The sequence below is a fragment of the Streptomyces sp. AC627_RSS907 genome, from assembly GCF_019049165.1.
This window is the reverse complement of the sequence record NZ_JAGMUE010000137.1, coordinates 40,815-56,040: the sequence shown is the minus strand read 5'-3', so window position 1 is coordinate 56,040 and position 15,226 is coordinate 40,815. Positions and strand designations below refer to the sequence as shown.

General features: G+C 74.8%; 13 protein-coding genes and 1 pseudogene. 11 read left to right on the top strand and 3 right to left on the bottom strand.

Annotated elements, in window-relative coordinates; all coding sequences use genetic code 11:
* Both KUM32_RS27890 and cobI read left to right on the top strand, forming a co-directional pair.
* A pseudogene (locus KUM32_RS27890) lies at positions 1 to 783 on the top strand (cobyrinic acid a,c-diamide synthase); the annotation flags it as partial.
* Positions 780 to 1,511: a precorrin-2 C(20)-methyltransferase gene (gene cobI, locus KUM32_RS27885; protein WP_217144738.1), complete on the top strand. Its 732-nt coding sequence runs from the start codon at positions 780 to 782 to the stop codon at positions 1,509 to 1,511. The pseudogene KUM32_RS27890 and the gene cobI, both read left to right, overlap by 4 nt.
* A 20-nt stretch (positions 1,512 to 1,531) precedes the next feature.
* Here the strand turns inward: cobI and KUM32_RS27880 are convergent, their stop codons facing one another.
* Positions 1,532 to 2,260, bottom strand: a complete 729-nt coding sequence (locus KUM32_RS27880) for a ZIP family metal transporter (RefSeq protein WP_217144737.1) — start codon at positions 2,258 to 2,260, stop codon at positions 1,532 to 1,534.
* An 86-nt stretch (positions 2,261 to 2,346) separates the two neighbouring features.
* Here KUM32_RS27880 and cobM point away from each other — a divergent pair, with 86 nt between their 5' ends.
* Genes cobM through cobC form a run of 6 tightly spaced genes read left to right on the top strand, consistent with a single transcriptional unit; the run spans position 2,347 to position 9,063 of the window.
* Positions 2,347 to 3,189 carry a precorrin-4 C(11)-methyltransferase gene (cobM, locus tag KUM32_RS27875; protein WP_217144736.1) on the top strand — a complete coding sequence of 281 codons (843 nt, stop codon included), beginning with the start codon at positions 2,347 to 2,349 and terminating at the stop codon, positions 3,187 to 3,189.
* Positions 3,186 to 4,631, top strand: a complete 1,446-nt coding sequence (gene cbiE, locus KUM32_RS27870) for a precorrin-6y C5,15-methyltransferase (decarboxylating) subunit CbiE (protein WP_217144735.1) — start codon at positions 3,186 to 3,188, stop codon at positions 4,629 to 4,631. The genes cobM and cbiE overlap by 4 nt, the downstream gene beginning before the upstream one ends.
* Positions 4,628 to 6,328: a precorrin-3B C(17)-methyltransferase gene (cobJ, locus tag KUM32_RS27865; protein ID WP_217144734.1), complete on the top strand. Its 1,701-nt coding sequence runs from the start codon at positions 4,628 to 4,630 to the stop codon at positions 6,326 to 6,328. Before cbiE ends, cobJ begins: the two co-directional genes overlap by 4 nt.
* The gene (locus tag KUM32_RS27860) at positions 6,325 to 7,032 is read left to right on the top strand and encodes a precorrin-8X methylmutase (RefSeq protein WP_308408732.1); all 708 of its coding nucleotides are present in this window, start codon (positions 6,325 to 6,327) and stop codon (positions 7,030 to 7,032) included. Before cobJ ends, KUM32_RS27860 begins: the two co-directional genes overlap by 4 nt.
* The gene (locus tag KUM32_RS27855) at positions 7,029 to 7,943 is read left to right on the top strand and encodes a sirohydrochlorin chelatase (protein ID WP_217144733.1); all 915 of its coding nucleotides are present in this window, start codon (positions 7,029 to 7,031) and stop codon (positions 7,941 to 7,943) included. Before KUM32_RS27860 ends, KUM32_RS27855 begins: the two co-directional genes overlap by 4 nt.
* Positions 7,915 to 9,063, top strand: a complete 1,149-nt coding sequence (gene cobC, locus KUM32_RS27850) for an Rv2231c family pyridoxal phosphate-dependent protein CobC (protein ID WP_217144732.1) — start codon at positions 7,915 to 7,917, stop codon at positions 9,061 to 9,063. Before KUM32_RS27855 ends, cobC begins: the two co-directional genes overlap by 29 nt.
* Positions 9,064 to 9,233: 170 nt before the next feature.
* Here cobC and KUM32_RS27845 read toward each other — a convergent pair whose 3' ends face one another.
* On the bottom strand, positions 9,234 to 10,220 hold the full coding sequence (locus tag KUM32_RS27845; protein WP_217144731.1) for an SCO1860 family LAETG-anchored protein: 987 nt from the start codon (positions 10,218 to 10,220) through the stop codon (positions 9,234 to 9,236).
* A 186-nt stretch (positions 10,221 to 10,406) separates the two neighbouring features.
* Entirely contained in the window at positions 10,407 to 11,504 is a 1,098-nt protein-coding gene (locus KUM32_RS27840; protein WP_217144730.1) for an amidohydrolase family protein, read from the bottom strand.
* Between the two features lie 282 nt (positions 11,505 to 11,786).
* On the opposite strand from KUM32_RS27840, the gene KUM32_RS27835 reads away from it, so the two are divergent.
* From KUM32_RS27835 to ectB, 3 genes are all read left to right on the top strand, one after another.
* The gene (locus KUM32_RS27835) at positions 11,787 to 12,917 is read left to right on the top strand and encodes an aminotransferase class V-fold PLP-dependent enzyme (RefSeq protein WP_217144739.1); all 1,131 of its coding nucleotides are present in this window, start codon (positions 11,787 to 11,789) and stop codon (positions 12,915 to 12,917) included.
* 329 nt (positions 12,918 to 13,246) lie between these two features.
* Positions 13,247 to 13,762: a diaminobutyrate acetyltransferase gene (gene ectA, locus KUM32_RS27830; RefSeq protein ID WP_217144729.1), complete on the top strand. Its 516-nt coding sequence runs from the start codon at positions 13,247 to 13,249 to the stop codon at positions 13,760 to 13,762.
* A 143-nt stretch (positions 13,763 to 13,905) separates the two neighbouring features.
* Entirely contained in the window at positions 13,906 to 15,177 is a 1,272-nt protein-coding gene (gene ectB / locus KUM32_RS27825) for a diaminobutyrate--2-oxoglutarate transaminase (RefSeq protein WP_217144728.1), read from the top strand.
* The last annotated feature ends 49 nt before the right edge of the window (positions 15,178 to 15,226 follow it).

Below are 15,226 nucleotides of genomic sequence, written 5' to 3'. Positions count from 1 at the left end.
GACGCGGGTGAGGCCTTGCTTTCCCCGCCCCCGCCCCCGCCATCCCTTCCCTCCCCCACTCCCGGCTCCGCTCCAGCGGGGGGACCCCCGTCGTCCCCGGGGGCTGCCTCCCCCGGGTCCCCGCTTCGGCCCGGACGGCCTCGTCCTCACACGCCGGACGGGCTGCAGACCGCCGGCCCGGCAGTCAGGGTGGCCGTCGCCGGTGGGGCCGCGTTCACGTTCTCCTACGCCGAGCACGCCGAGCTGCTCGCCGCCGCCGGGGCCGAGGTCGTCACCTTCGACCCCTTGCGGGACGAGGAGCTGCCCGAGGGGACGGACGGCCTCGTCGTCGGAGGTGGGTTTCCCGAGGTGTACGCCGGTGAGCTGTCGGCCAACGAAGGGCTGCGCGAGAGCGTCGCCGAACTCGCCCTGAGCGGTGCTCCCGTCGCCGCCGAGTGCGCCGGGCTGCTGTACCTGTGCCGCGAGCTGGACGGGCTGCCGATGTGCGGGGTGCTCGACGCCCGCGCGCGGATGTCCGAGCGGCTCACCCTGGGCTACCGGGACGCCGTGGCCGTGACCGACAGCGCGCTGGCCGTCGCGGGGACGCGGATGCGGGGGCACGAGTTCCACCGGACGGTCGTGGAGCCGGGGGCCGGAACGGCGCCGGCGTGGGGGATGCGGGCGCCGGACCGGCGCGTCGAGGGATTTGTGGAGCGCGGTGTGCACGCGAGCTATCTGCACACGCACTGGGCGTCCGAGCCCGGTGTCGCCCGTCGGTTCGTGGAGAGGTGCCGGACGTCATGAGCAGCACGCTGATCGGGGTGGGGGTCGGGCCCGGGGACCCGGAGCTGGTGACCGTCAAGGGCGTGAACGCGCTGCGCGCCGCGGAGGTCGTCGTCGTTCCCGTCATGGACACCGGGGAGCGGGGCCGCGCCGAGGCGACCGTGCTGCACTACGTGCCCGCCGAGAAGGTCGTCCGGGTCGTGTTCGCGCTCAACGAGCGCACCGACCGGGCGCGGCGCGAGGCCGCCTGGGACGCGGCCGGGGAGCGGGTGGCCGGGTTGCTGCGCGCCCACGGCTCGGTCGCCTTCGCGACCATCGGCGATCCCAACGTGTACTCCACGTTCACGTACCTCGCGCAGACCGTCGGCGCGCTGGTGCCTGGCACCGTCGTGGAGACCGTGCCGGGCATCACCGCCATGCAGGACCTCGCCGCGCGGTCGGGTGCCGTGCTGACGGAGGGCACCGAGCCGCTGACGCTGGTGCCGGTCACCGCGGGGTCCGCCGTGCTCAGGGACGCGCTGCGCGGGCCCGGGACGGTCGTCGCCTACAAGTTCGGCCGGCAGGCGGCCGAGGTCGCCGAGGCGCTGCGGGAGACCGGGCGGCTCGGGGACGCGGTGTGGGGCTCGGCGCTGGGGCTGCCGGAGGAGTCCGTACGGCCGGCCGGCGAGCTGGACGGGGCGCCGCTGCCCTATCTGTCGACGCTCATCGCGCCCGCCCGGCGCGAGGGCGGCCGGGGCGGGAAACTGTGAGCTGCCCGGCGCCCGTCCGCTCACTCGGCGACGCCCACCACCAGCCAGATGAACACCACGCCCGCGACCGTGCACAGCAGGGTCGAGCGGGCAGGGTGCTCGTGGTGGGCCTCGGGAAGGATCTCGGCCGCGGCGAGGTAGAGCAGTACGCCGCCGAAGAGGCCGAGGTAGGCGCCGAGTGGTCCTTCCGGGATCGTGAAGAAGAGGGTCGAGGCCGCGCCGGCCACCGGTGCCAGGGCGTCGGCCACCAGCATCGCGATCGCCCGGCGGCGGGCGTTGCCGTACAGGCTGGTGAGCGTGTAGGTGTTGAAGCCGTCCGCGAAGTCGTGGGCGATCACGGCCGTCGCGACCGCCACGCCCATGCCGCCGCCGACCTGGAAGGCCGCGCCGATCGCCACGCCGTCCATCGCGCTGTGCCCGACCATCGCGGCGGCGGCCGTCAGGCCCACCTGGGGCGAGCGCCGTCCGTGCTCGTCGGCGCCGTGCGCGGCGCGGCGTGCGGCCAGCAGGCGCTCCACCAGGTGGGCGAGCAGGAATCCGGCGACGAAGAGCAGCAGTGCCTCGGGCACGCCGAACACCTCGCCGCCCGCCGCCTCCAGGGCCTCCGGCAGCAGGTCGAGACCGACCACGCCCAGCATCAGGCCGCCGGCGAGGCCCAGGACCAGGTGGCGCCGGTCGGTCACGCGCTGTGCCGTCCAGCCACCGGCCAGCGTCATCAGGAACGCGCCGAGCGCGACGAAGACCGCCATGGGCCCTTGCTATCCGATCACCCCGCGTTCCCGCGCGACCGACAGCAGCAACCGCAGTAAATATGCGTAGGAGAGGACCGAATTCCATGGACCCCAAGGCTCCCGTGGCCCCGGCCGGCACGCCCGCCGGCAAGGTGACCTTCGTCGGTGCCGGTCCCGGCGCCGCCGATCTGCTGACCTTCCGCGCCGCCCGCGCCATCGCCGAGGCCGACGTCGTGATCTGGGCGGCGAGCCTGGTCCAGGCGGAGGTCCTCCAGCACGCGCGGGAGGACGCGGAGGTCCTGGACTCGGCGACGATGTCGCTGGAGGACGTCGTCGCCGTCTACCGGCGGGCCCGCGAGGAGGGGCTGCGGGTGGCCCGCATCCACTCCGGTGACCCCGCCCTGTGGGGCGGTACGCAGGAGCAGCTGGACCGGTGCGCGGAGATCGGGATCGCGACCGAGGTCGTGCCCGGCGTCTCCGCGTTCTCCGCGGTCGCGGCGCTCGCGCAGCGGGAGCTGACGATCCCGGAGGTGGCGCAGTCGGTCGTCCTCACCCGGCTCGGCGGCGGCAAGACGCCGATGCCGCCCGGGGAGGAGGTCCGCGAGTTCGCCAAGCACGGCACGACGATGGCGGTCTTCCTGTCGGCGGCGCGCAGCGGCCAACTGGTGCGGGAGCTGCTGGAGGGCGGTTATCCGACGCAGACGCCGGTCGTCGTCGCGTACCAGGCCACCTGGCCGGAGGAGCTGGTCGTGCGGTGCACGATCGGCACGCTGGAGGAGACCGTCAAGGAGCACAAGCTCTGGAAGCACACCCTGTTCCTGGTCGGTCCGGCGCTCGACGCGCACGGCACCCGCTCGCACCTGTACCACCCGGGGCACTTCCACGGCTACCGCAAGGCGGACCCCGAGGCCCGCAGGGCGCTGCGCGCGCGGGGTGCGAGCACGTGATCAGGGTGGTCGGGGCGGGGACCGGTTCCCCACTGCCCGAGGACGTGGCGGACGGTGCGGAGCTGGTCGTGGGCGGACGGCGGCACCTGGACGCCGTACGGCTGCCGGAGGGGGCCGAGCGGGTCGTCCTCGGGGCGTTGGCGCCCGCCCTGGACACGGTCGCGGAGTACGTCGCGAACGAGCGGCCGGTGCTCGTGCTGGCCTCGGGCGACCCCGGGTTCTTCGGGATCGTGCGGGCGCTGGCCGAGCGGTTCGGCCCGGAGCTGCTCGACGTGCGGCCCGGTGTGTCGTCCGTCGCCGCCGCCTTCGCGCGGGTCGGGCTGCCCTGGGACGACGCCGTGGTGGCCAGCGCGCACGGGCGGGACCTGCGGACGGCGGTGAACGTGTGCCGCGCCCACCCGAAGGCGGCGGTGCTGACCGGGCCGGGTGCGGGCCCGGCGGAGCTGGGGGCGGCGCTGCGGGACGACGGCACGCGGGTGCTGGTCGTCGCCTCCGCGCTGGGCTCCGCCGAGGAGCGCGTGGAACGGGTGACGCCGGCCGAGGCCGCCGCCCGTGACTGGGGGACGGCGGTGAGCGTGGTGCTGTGCCTGGACGAGGCACGGGCGCTGGGGCCGGTACGGACGATCGCCGGGCCATGGTCCGGTTCCGGCGGGCGGCCCGGTGCCGCCAGGGGGGCGGATGCCGGCGGGCGGCCCGGTCCCGTCGCCGGAGGGGCTGGACGAGACGGCGGAGCCGCACCGGGGGTACAGGCCGGGCCCGGAGCACTGCCCCGGCGGCCCGGGACCGACGCGCGGGCCGAGCGGGGGTCACAGGGCGGGCACGGCGTGCGGGTCGGACGGGCCGGGCCGGGCGGGTGGGCCGGGTGGGCGTTGGACGAGGGCGCGTTCGCCCACCGCGACTCGATGATCACCAAGTTCGAGGTGCGGGCGCTGGCGCTGGCCCGGCTCGGGCCCCGGCCCGGCGACCTGGTCTGGGACGTCGGCGCGGGTTCCGGCTCCGTGGCCGTGGAGTGCGCGCGGCTCGGCGCCGCCGTCACCGCCGTCGAGAAGACGCCGGACGGTGCCGGGCGCGTCCGCGCCAACGCCGCCGCGCACGGCGTCGACGTCCGGGTCGTGCACGGGGCGGCACCCGCGGCGCTGGCCGGCCTGGACGACCCGGACGCCGTGTTCGTCGGGGGCGGCGGGCGTGAGCTGCCCGCGATCGTCGCGGCCTGCGCCCGCCGGACACGGCGGGTCGTGGTCGTCGCCATGGCCGCGCTGGACCGGGTGCCGGCGGCCCGCGAGGCGTTGCTCGGCGCCGGTCTGGACTGCGACGGGGTGCTGCTGCAGTCGTCCCGCCTCGCGCCGCTGCCGGGGGACGTGACCCGGCTGGCGGCGACCAATCCCGTTTTCCTGCTGTGGGGCACCAGGCCCCGCACCCGTACTGAAGGAGTCCGCCAGTGATCGGCCTCATTTCCGCCACCACGGCGGGAGCGGCTGCGCGGGACCGGCTGGCCGCGGCGTGGCCGGACCGCACGCGTGTGTACGAAGGACCCGTCGCGCAGGCCGTACGGTCCGCGTTCGCCGAGTGCGAGCGGCTCGTCTGCTTCCTGGCCACGGGCGCCGTGGTCCGGCTCGTGGCACCGCTGCTGGGGGACAAGCGGACCGACCCGGGCGTGGTGTGCGTCGACGAGGGCGGCCGGTTCGCCGTGTCGCTGGTCGGCGGGCACACCGGGGGCGCCAACGATCTCGCCCGTGCGGTCGGCGAGGTGCTGGGCGCCGAACCGGTGGTGACGACGGCGACGGACGCCGTGGGACTGCCCGGCCTGGACACGCTCGGCCTGCCCGTGGAGGGCGATGTCGCCGGGGTCTCGCGAGCCCTGCTGGACGGTGAGCCGGTGGCGCTGCGGGCGGAGGTGGGCTGGCCGCTGCCGCCGCTGCCGGTCGCGGAGGACGGCGCGGACGGCTCGTACGCGATCCGGCTGACGGACCGTCTGGTGGAGCCGGCCGAGCGTGAGGTCGTCCTGCGTCCGCCGTCCCTGGTGGTCGGCGTCGGCGCCTCCAAGGGTGCACCGGTCGACGAGGTGCTCGGCCTGGTGGAGGAGGCCCTGCGCGACGCCGGGCTGACCGCCGCGTCGGTCGCCGAGCTGGCCACCGTGGACGCCAAGGCGGAGGAGCCCGGGATCGTCGGGGCGGCCGAGCGGCTGGGGGTGCCCCTGGTGGCGTACCCCGCCGGCGAGCTGGCGGGCGTCGAGGTGCCCAACCCCTCGGACGCCCCGCTCGCGGCCGTGGGCACCCCGTCGGTCGCGGAGGCCGCGGCGCTGCTGCGCGGCGGCGACCTCCTCGTGCCCAAGCGCAAGTCGTCGGCGCGTCCCGCGATGGCGACCTGCGCAGTCGTACGCAGGCCGGGCCGCGGACGGCTCGCGGTGGTCGGGCTCGGGCCGGGCGCCCGGGACCTGGTCACACCGCGCGCGCAGGCCGAGCTGCGGCGGGCCTCGGTGCTGGTCGGCCTGGACCAGTACGTCGACCAGATCCGCGACCTGCTGCGCCCCGGCACCCGGATCCTGGAGTCGGGGCTCGGCGCCGAGGAGGAGCGGGCGCGGACTGCGGTCGCCGAGGCCCGGCGCGGGCACGCCGTCGCGCTGATCGGCAGTGGGGACGCCGGGGTGTACGCCATGGCCTCGCCCGCGCTGGCCGAGGCGTCCGACGACATCGACGTGGTCGGGGTACCGGGGGTGACGGCGGCGCTGGCGGCCGGCGCGATCCTGGGCGCACCGCTCGGCCACGACCACGTCTCGATCAGCCTGTCCGACCTGCACACCCCCTGGGAGGTCATCGAGCGGCGGGTGCGGGCGGCGGCCGAGGCGGACATCGTCGTGACGTTCTACAACCCGCGCAGCCGGGGCCGGGACTGGCAGCTCCCCAAGGCGCTGGCCGTCCTCGCCGAACACCGGGAGCCGACGACGCCGGTGGGTGTCGTACGCAACGCGTCGCGGGCCGACGAGTCCAGCCGGCTGACCACGCTCGCCGCTCTCGACCCGGCCACGGTCGACATGATGACGGTCGTGACGGTGGGCAACACCGCGACCCGGGAGATCGCCGGGCGCATGGTGACGCCGCGCGGCTACCGCTGGCAGGGAACGCCCGGGGAGTCCGCGTGAGCCGTGTCGTGCACCCCATCGAGCAGGAGTCCTTCCGGCGGCTGCGCGCCCGGCTGGACACCTCGCACTTCCCGCCGCTGACCCGGGCGGTCGTGGAGCGGGTCATCCACTCCGCCGCCGACCTGGAGTACGCCACCGACCTCGTCATGGACGAGGGCGCGCTGACGAAGGCCCACGCCGCGCTGCACGCCGGGGCGCCGGTCGTGGTGGACGTGGAGATGGTCGCGGCCGGCATCACCCGCCGGGAGACCGTGTGCCGGCTGCGGGACGCCGTCGCCGGTCCGGGGCTGACGCGTTCGGCGCGGGCGATGCGGCTGGCGTACGAGCAGGTCGGGCCCGGCGCGCTGTGGGTGATCGGCTGTGCGCCGACCGCGCTGGAGGAACTGCTCACCCTGGACGCCTCGCCCGCGCTCGTCATCGGGCTGCCCGTCGGGTTCGTCGGGGCGGCCGAGTCCAAGGCCGCGCTGCGGGAGAGCGGGCTGCCCGCCGTGAGCAACGTGTCCGAGAAGGGCGGGTCGGCGGTGGCCGCCGCCGCGCTGAACGCCCTGCTGTACCACCCCGGAAGCCCGGCTGCCGGGACACCCGCGTCCGTGAGGACCGTGCCCGGGGAGGTCTTCTCCGAGAAGAGCGTGTCCGGGCGGACCGCCGCCGAGAAGACCGTGTCCGAGAAGCCCCTGTCCGAGAAACCCGAGGAGAACCTGTGACGACCCCGCCCGCCCTGCTCATCGCCGGCCACGGCACCCGGGACGAGGCCGGAGCCGACGCGTTCCGCGACTTCGTGCGCGAGCTGGGCCGCCGCCACCCCGAACTGCCCGTCGCGGGCGGGTTCATCGAGCTGTCCCCGCCTCCGCTGGGCGAGGCGGTCGCCGAGCTGGTGGAGCGGGGCGTGCGCCGGTTCGCCGCGGTGCCGTTGATGCTGGTGTCCGCCGGGCACGCCAAGGGTGACATCCCGGCGGCGCTGGCCCGCGAGAAGGAGCGGCACCCCGGGATCTCGTACACGTACGGGCGTCCGCTGGGCCCGCACCCGGCGCTGCTGCGGGTGCTGGAGCGGCGGCTCGCCGAGGCGGTCGACCCGTCCTGGGACCCCTCCGAGGTGACCGTGCTGCTGGTCGGGCGGGGGTCGACGGACCCGGACGCCAACGCCGAGGTGTTCAAGGCGGCGCGGCTGCTGTGGGAGGGGCGCGGATACGCGGGCGTGGAGACGGCGTTCGTGTCGCTGGCGAAGCCGGACGTGCCGGGCGGCCTGGACCGGTGTGCGCGGCTGGGGGCGCGGCGGGTCGTGGTGCTGCCGTACTTCCTGTTCACCGGCATCCTCCCGGACCGGGTCCGGCACCAGACGGAGGAGTGGGCCGCCGCGCACCCGGAGACGGGGGTGCGGTCGGCGGACGTCGTCGGGCCGGAGCCGGAGCTGCTGGACCTGGTGTGGGAGCGGTACGAGGAGGCGGTCCAGGGTGATCTGCGGATGAACTGCGACTCGTGCGTGTACCGGATCGCGCTGCCGGGCTTCGAGGACAAGGTGGGGCTGCCGCAGCAGCCGCACTTCCACCCCGACGACGACGGGCACCACCACGGGCACCATCACGGGCATGGACACGCGCACTCCCATGCGCACTGAATCCGGGGGCGGGGCCGGGGGCCACGACCTGCGGCACCACGGGGACGCCGAGGTCCGCGACGACGGCTCGGCGCTGGTGGACCTCGCGGTGAACGTCCGCGCGGACACGCCCCCGGCCTGGCTGCGCGAGCACGTCGCCGCCTCGCTCGGTTCCCTCGCGGCCTACCCGGACGGGCGGGCCGCGCGGGCGGCGGTGGCGGCACGGCACGGGCTGCCGGCGGAACGGGTGCTGCTGACGGCGGGGGCGGCGGAGGCGTTCGTGCTGCTGGCGCGGGCGCTGAAGGTGCGGCGCCCGGTCGTGGTGCATCCCCAGTTCACGGAGCCGGAGGCGGCGCTGCGGGATGCGGGGCACACGGTCGACCGGGTGGTACTGCGGGAGGCGGACGGCTTCCGGCTCGACCCCGCGGCCGTCCCGGAGGACGCCGACCTGGTGGTGATCGGCAACCCGACGAACCCGACGTCGGTGCTGCACCCGGCGGCCGCGGTCGCCGGTCTCGCGCGCCCCGGCCGGACCCTGGTGGTGGACGAGGCGTTCATGGACGCGGTGCCGGGCGAGCGAGAGGCACTGGCCGGGCGGACGGACGTACCGGGACTGGTCGTCCTGCGCAGTCTCACCAAGACGTGGGGGCTGGCGGGGCTGCGCATCGGGTACGTCCTGGCGGCCCCGGAGACGATCACCGGTCTGGAGCGCGCCCAGCCGCTGTGGCCCGTGTCCACGCCCGCGCTGGCGGCGGCCGAGGCGTGCGTGGCGCCGCGGGCCCTGGCGGAGGCCGCCCACGCCGCCCACCGCATCGCCGCGGACCGGGCCCATCTCGTCGCCGGGCTGGCGGAGTTCACCGGCGTCGGCCTGCGGGTGGTCGGCCCCGCCGAGGGGCCCTTCGTCCTCGTCCGGCTCCCGCACGCCACCGCCGTGCGCCACCGGCTGCGCGACCTCGGGTACGCGGTGCGGCGCGGGGACACGTTCCCGGGCCTGGACGACCGGTGGCTGCGCCTGGCGGTACGGAGCCGCCCCACGACGGACGCCTTCCTCCGGGCACTGGAACAGGCGGTCACACCCCCGGCCCGGGACGGGCGGGCCCCGGCCCCCCGCCCGGACGGCACAGCCCGCGGCCCCGCCTGACGGTACGGAACCGGGACCACAACGGACGCCCTCCCGCAGCCACTGGAACGGGCGGTCGCAGCCCCGGACCGGGGCGGGCGGGGCCGGCCGCCGCCCGGCCGTCCCGCCGGGACGTGACGTGACGTGCGGCGCGTACCCCCGGTCCGCGGCGGGCGCCGCCCCCTTCGCGGTCAGCCGCGCCTGCGGCGGGCCAGGAGGAGGGCTCCGCCGCCCGCCAGGACCAGGGCGGCGGCTCCGGCGGCGATGTACGGGGTCGCCGAACTGCCGCCCGTCTCGGCCAGGCCGGCTCCGGCGCGGGCTCCGCCCTGGGCCCGCACGCCCGCCGCGGGCGCGGCAGCCGGTCCGGCTGCCTGCTCGGCCTGCTCGGCCTGTCCGCCCTGCTCGGCGGGCGGTTCCTCGGCCTTCGCGGGGGGCTTTCCGGCCTCTGCCGCCGGGGCCGTCGGCGCCTCGCAGGTCGCCCGGGCCAGGGTGAGGGTGCCGTCGACCTCGGCGACGTTCAGGTCCAGGGGGTCGACGGACACCTTGAGTTCGAGCGCGGTGGCGGCGGCCGTGCGGGAGGTGGTCTCCCTCTTCGAGAGATCGAGCCGCACTTCGCCGACGCCGGGCACCTTCACCTCTGTCGTCCCGCCGACGGTCGGCGTGACCTTCTTGCCGAGGACCGTCACCGGCCCCAGCAGGTCGGCCTCGGCGACCGGCTTCTTCCCGGCCTCGCAGGCCGCCCTGGAGGTGACCTCCTCGACCTCGACGACGGAGAGCAGGGGCAGGCCGGGGACGTGGAGCCTCGCGTGGGCCAGATGGGTGCGGCCCTCGGACTTCTCCGCGGTCGCCGTCGCCTCGGCGTCGGCCACGTCGGCGCGCAGGACGCTGAAGGGCCTGCCCCGGTCGACGCCGTCCAGTCGGACGGTCAGCGCGGTCTTCCGGGCGCTCTCGGGTGCCTGCACCTCGTTGAGGGTGACCGTGAGCGGGACGTTCACGGTCTTGTTGAGCAGGGACACGTCGAGCCCGGTGCGCAGGACGGTGGCGCTCGCGCGGCCGTGGCCGTCGGTCGCCCGGGCGGTGCCCGCGCCGGCCAGGGCGGCGGGGCCCGCGGCCAGGGCCGTGGCCGCCGCGACGGTGACGAGGCGGCGTGCGGGCATGCGGAAGGTGTTGCCGTTCAAGGTGGTGGGACTCCCAGTGAGACATGCGTGCGGAGCACGCATGAGCGACATGATCGGGACCCGGAAAGAATGGCCCCGCGCATGCCGAACCGTCAGCGATCCCAGGGCACTTCACCCCTTCGTGAGGTTTCCGCCAGCCCTTTCGAATTCGCCGGTACGGGTGTTCCCCGGACTCCCCCGTGGGGGCTACCCGACGACCCGCCCGTTCAGCACCACCCGGCGCGGAGCGCCGAGCACGCGCACGTCCGCGCGCGGGTCCTGGTCGTACACCACCAGGTCGGCCGGCGCGCCCTCGTCCAGACCGGGACGGCCGAGCCATCGACGGGCGGCCCAGGTCGTCGCGGCCAGCGCCTCGACGGGCGGGATGCCGGCGGTGACCAGTTCCGCGACCTCCGCCGCCGCCAGGCCGTGCGCCAGCGAGCCGCCCGCGTCGGTGCCGACGAAGACCGGGACCCCCGCGTCGTAGGCGTTGCGCACGGTCTCGTAACGGCGCGCGTGGAGCCGGCGCATATGGGCCGACCAGCGCGGGTACCGGGTCTCGCCGCCGTCGGCGAGCGTGGGGAAGGTGGCGATGTTGACGAGCGTCGGCACGATGGCGACGCCCCGCTCGGCGAAGAGGGGGATCGTGTCGTCCGTCAGTCCTGTGGCGTGCTCGACGCAGTCGATGCCGGCCTCGACCAGATCGCGCAGCGAGTCCTCGGCGAAGCAGTGGGCGGTGACGCGGGCGCCCAGGCGGTGGGCCTCGGCGATCGCCGCCTCGACGGCGCCGCGCGGCCAGCAGGCGGACAGGTCGCCGAGGTCGCGGTCGATCCAGTCGCCGACCAGCTTCACCCAGCCGTCGCCGCGCCGGGCCTCCTGGGCGACGTACGCGACGAGGTCCTCGGGCTCGATCTCCCAGGCGTAGTTGCGGATGTAGCGGCGGGTGCGGGCGATGTGCCGTCCGGCCCGGATGATCTTCGGCAGGTCCTCGCGGTCGTCGATCCAGCGGGTGTCGGAGGGCGAGCCCGCGTCGCGGATGAGCAGGGTGCCCGCCTCGCGGTCGGTCAGCGCCTGCTTCTCGGCGACGTCCTCGGGGACCGCACCGTGCTGGTCGAGGCCGACGTGGCAGTGCGCGTCGACCAGGCCGGGCAGCACCCAGCCCTCGACGGTGCGGACGTCGGCCGCGCCGGTCGGGCGGTCGTACGAGATCCGGCCGTCGATCACCCACAGCTCGTCGCGGACGTCCTCGTCCTCCGGCCCGACGAGCACCCGCCCCTTCACGTGCAGCACCGTGTGATCGCTCATGCCCGCACCTTAGACGGGGCCGCGGGGGCTCCGGGAGCCCCGTCCGTGTCCCCCGTCCCTCGGCGTCCATCGGCCTCCATCGGCCTCCATCGCCGTCCATCGCCGTGCGTCGCCGTGCGTCGCCGTGCGTCGTCCGACGAGCCTCCGGCCGATGACGGAAGCCGCGGTTCCGACCGTGGGGGTGTCGCAACGGACGCCCTCCGGGCGGGGTGGCCCGGTGCGCTGGGGATACTCTCGGTCCCGACCGTTCCGTCCCCCGCAGTGAGCGAAGAGAGCACCGCCGTGACCCACCCCTTCCTGGACCTCCCCCCGCTGGGCGCCGCCCGTTTCGCCGCGATCGAGGACCGGGTCGCGCGCCTGCTCGGCACCACGCAGGACGTGCTGATCACCCAGGGCGAGGCCCTGCTGCCGCTGGAGGGCGCGATCCGCGCCGCCGCCGGGCCGGACACCGTCGCGCTGAACGTCGTCACCGGCCCGTACGGGCAGACGTTCGGGAACTGGCTGCGGGACTGCGGTGCGACCGTGCACGACCTCTCGGTGCCGTTCCACACGGCCGTGACGGCCGACGCGGTCCGCGCGGCCTTCGCCGAGCACCCGGAGATCGACTTCGTGTCCCTGGTGCACGCGGAGGCGGCGACCGGGAACACCAACCCGGTCGCGGAGATCGGCGAGGCGGTGCGGGAGCAGGGCGCGCTGTTCTACCTGGACGCGGTGGCGTCGGTGGGCGCGGAGCCGGTGCTGCCGGACGCGTGGGGCGTGGACCTGTGCGTCATCGGGGCGCAGAAGGCGATGGGCGGCCCGGCCGGGGTGTCGGCGGTGTCGGTGAGCGAGCGGGCATGGGCGCGGATGGCGGCCAACCCACGGGCGCCGCGGCGGTCGTACCTCTCCCTGCTGGACTGGAAGGAGCGGTGGATCGACGGCGGCCGCAAGGCCCTGCTGCACGCCCCCGCCCAGCTGGAGATGCTGGCGCTGGAGGCGTGCGTCGAGCGGATCGAGACGGAGGGCCTGGAGACCGTGATGGCGCGGCACGCGTCGGCCGCGGCGGCCACCCGGGCCGGTGCGCTCGCGCTGGGCGGCGGCCTGGAGCCGTACGTCCACGCGGCCCGCGAGGCGGCGCCGGTGGCGACGACCCTGCGGGTCCCCTCGGACCTGGACGCCTCGGAGCTGGTGGCCCGGGCGCTGGAGTCCGACCCGGCACTGCCACTGGCCGCGGGCGGGGGCGCGCTGGCCAAGGAGATGATCCGCGTCAACCACTACGGGCCCGACGCCACGCCCGAGGCCGTGCGGGGTTGCCTGGCGGCACTGGGTGCCGCGCTGACCGAGAAGGGCCTCAAGACCGACCCGGAGGCGGCCCGTCGGGCCGTCACGGAGACCTGGGACCGCCCGTCCACGGCCGGCTTTACGGGAGCGTGAATTCGAGGTAATTGCCGGAGCCCTGGAACATTTAAATTCGGCAATTACCTTCCGATAGGCTTCCAGTATTCTCCTGCCCGGTTTTCGCGGCCTTAAACCCACCGATTCAACGAAGCCGGAACACCGGTCCGCATACACCTCCCGACGGGTCACATGATTGTGACCCGTTACACATGGCGCCTGTTTTGCGCGTTTTACACCGGTCATTTACCACCAAACCGCCACCCCCTCGCGCGGGAGCACGCGCCCGCGTGATAACACACGAGGCGTCCATGCGTAACCTCATCCGGCGATGCATTTTTTAATTCCACTGGGTAAATTCAATTTGCATGACCGCCGCGCAAGCAGACCTGCGAATCGATCGCCCGGAAGTGGCCGACGGAGCCGCCCTGTGGCGGATAGCGAGGGATTCCAAGGTCCTCGACCTGAACTCGTCCTACAGCTATCTGCTCTGGTGCCGTGACTTCGCCGCCACGTCGGCCGTCGCCCGCGACGGGCACGGCGTGCCGGTCGGCTTCGTCACCGGCTACCTCCGGCCGGACCGGCCGGACACGCTGCTCGTGTGGCAGGTCGCGGTGGACGAGGCTTACCGTGGACGGAAGCTCGCGGCCGCACTGCTGGACGAGCTGGCCGCCCGGACCGCCGCGGAGTGCGGGACGGCGTTCGTGGAGACCACCATCTCACCCGACAACACGGCCTCCCAGCGGTTGTTCACCTCGTTCGCCGAGCGGCATGGCGCCCGGCTGGAGCGCGAGGTGCTGTTCGACACGGGCCTGTTCCCCGACGGACCGCACGAGCCCGAGGTGCTGCATCGCATCGGCCCCCTCTCCGCCGCCGGCCGCTGACACGAAGCCCTCCGGCCCTCCGGACCGGCCGGACCCGCGTCCCTGACCGTCCGGCCCCCAGACTTCCCGCCCGGGACCGCACCGGTTCCGCCGGATCCGTACGACCTTCCTCTCCCACCCTCACCCACGAGGAGCGATTCGTCGTGACCATCACCCAGCCCGACCTCAGCGTCTTCGAAACCGTCGAGTCCGAGGTGCGCAGTTACTGCCGCGGCTGGCCCACCGTCTTCGACCGTGCGCACGGCAGCCGCATGTACGACGAGGACGGCCACGAGTACCTCGACTTCTTCGCCGGAGCGGGCTCGCTCAACTACGGGCACAACAACGCCGTCCTGAAACGGGCGCTGATCGACTACCTGGAACGGGACGGCGTCACGCACGGGCTCGACATGTCGACCACCGCCAAGCGCCGCTTCCTGGAGACGTTCCAGAACATCGTCCTGCGGCCCCGCGACCTGCCGTACAAGGTCATGTTCCCGGGCCCGACGGGCACCAACGCCGTGGAGTCCGCGCTGAAGCTGGCGCGGAAGGTGAAGGGACGCGAGTCGATCGTGTCGTTCACCAACGCCTTCCACGGCATGTCGCTCGGCTCCCTCGCGGTGACCGGCAACGCCTTCAAGCGGGCCGGCGCCGGCATCCCGCTGGTGCACGGCACGCCCATGCCGTTCGACAACTACTTCGACGGCACCGTCGAGGACTTCCTCTGGTTCGAGCGGCTCCTGGAGGACCAGGGCTCCGGCCTCAACAAGCCGGCCGCCGTGATCGTCGAGACCGTGCAGGGCGAGGGCGGCATCAACGTCGCCCGGCCCGAGTGGCTGCGCGCCCTGTCCGAGCTGTGCGCGCGCCAGGACATGCTGCTCATCGTCGACGACATCCAGATGGGCTGCGGCCGTACCGGCGCCTTCTTCTCCTTCGAGGAGGCGGGCATCACCCCGGACATCGTCACCGTCTCCAAGTCGATCAGCGGCTACGGCCTGCCCATGTCGCTGTGCCTGTTCAAGCCCGAGCTGGACGTGTGGGAGCCGGGCGAGCACAACGGCACCTTCCGCGGCAACAACCCCGCCTTCGTCACGGCGACCGCCGCGCTGGAGACGTACTGGGCCGACGGGTCGGCGATGGAGAAGCAGACCCGCACCCGCGGCGAGCAGGTCGAGCAGCACATGATCGCCATCACCGAGGAGAACCTCGCCGACATCAAGGAGTACCGGGGCCGCGGCCTGGTCTGGGGCCTGGAGTTCCACGACAAGGAGCGCGCCGGCGAGGTCGCCCGGCGCGCCTTCGAACTCGGGCTGCTGATCGAGACGTCCGGCCCCGAGAGCGAGGTCGTCAAGCTGCTCCCGGCGCTCACCATCACGCCCGACGAGCTGGACGAGGGGCTCAAGACCCTCGCCCGGGCCGTCCGCGAGACCGCCTGACCCGACCGCACGTCCGGGGCCCTCGGCCCGTGCGGCCGAGGGCCCCGGG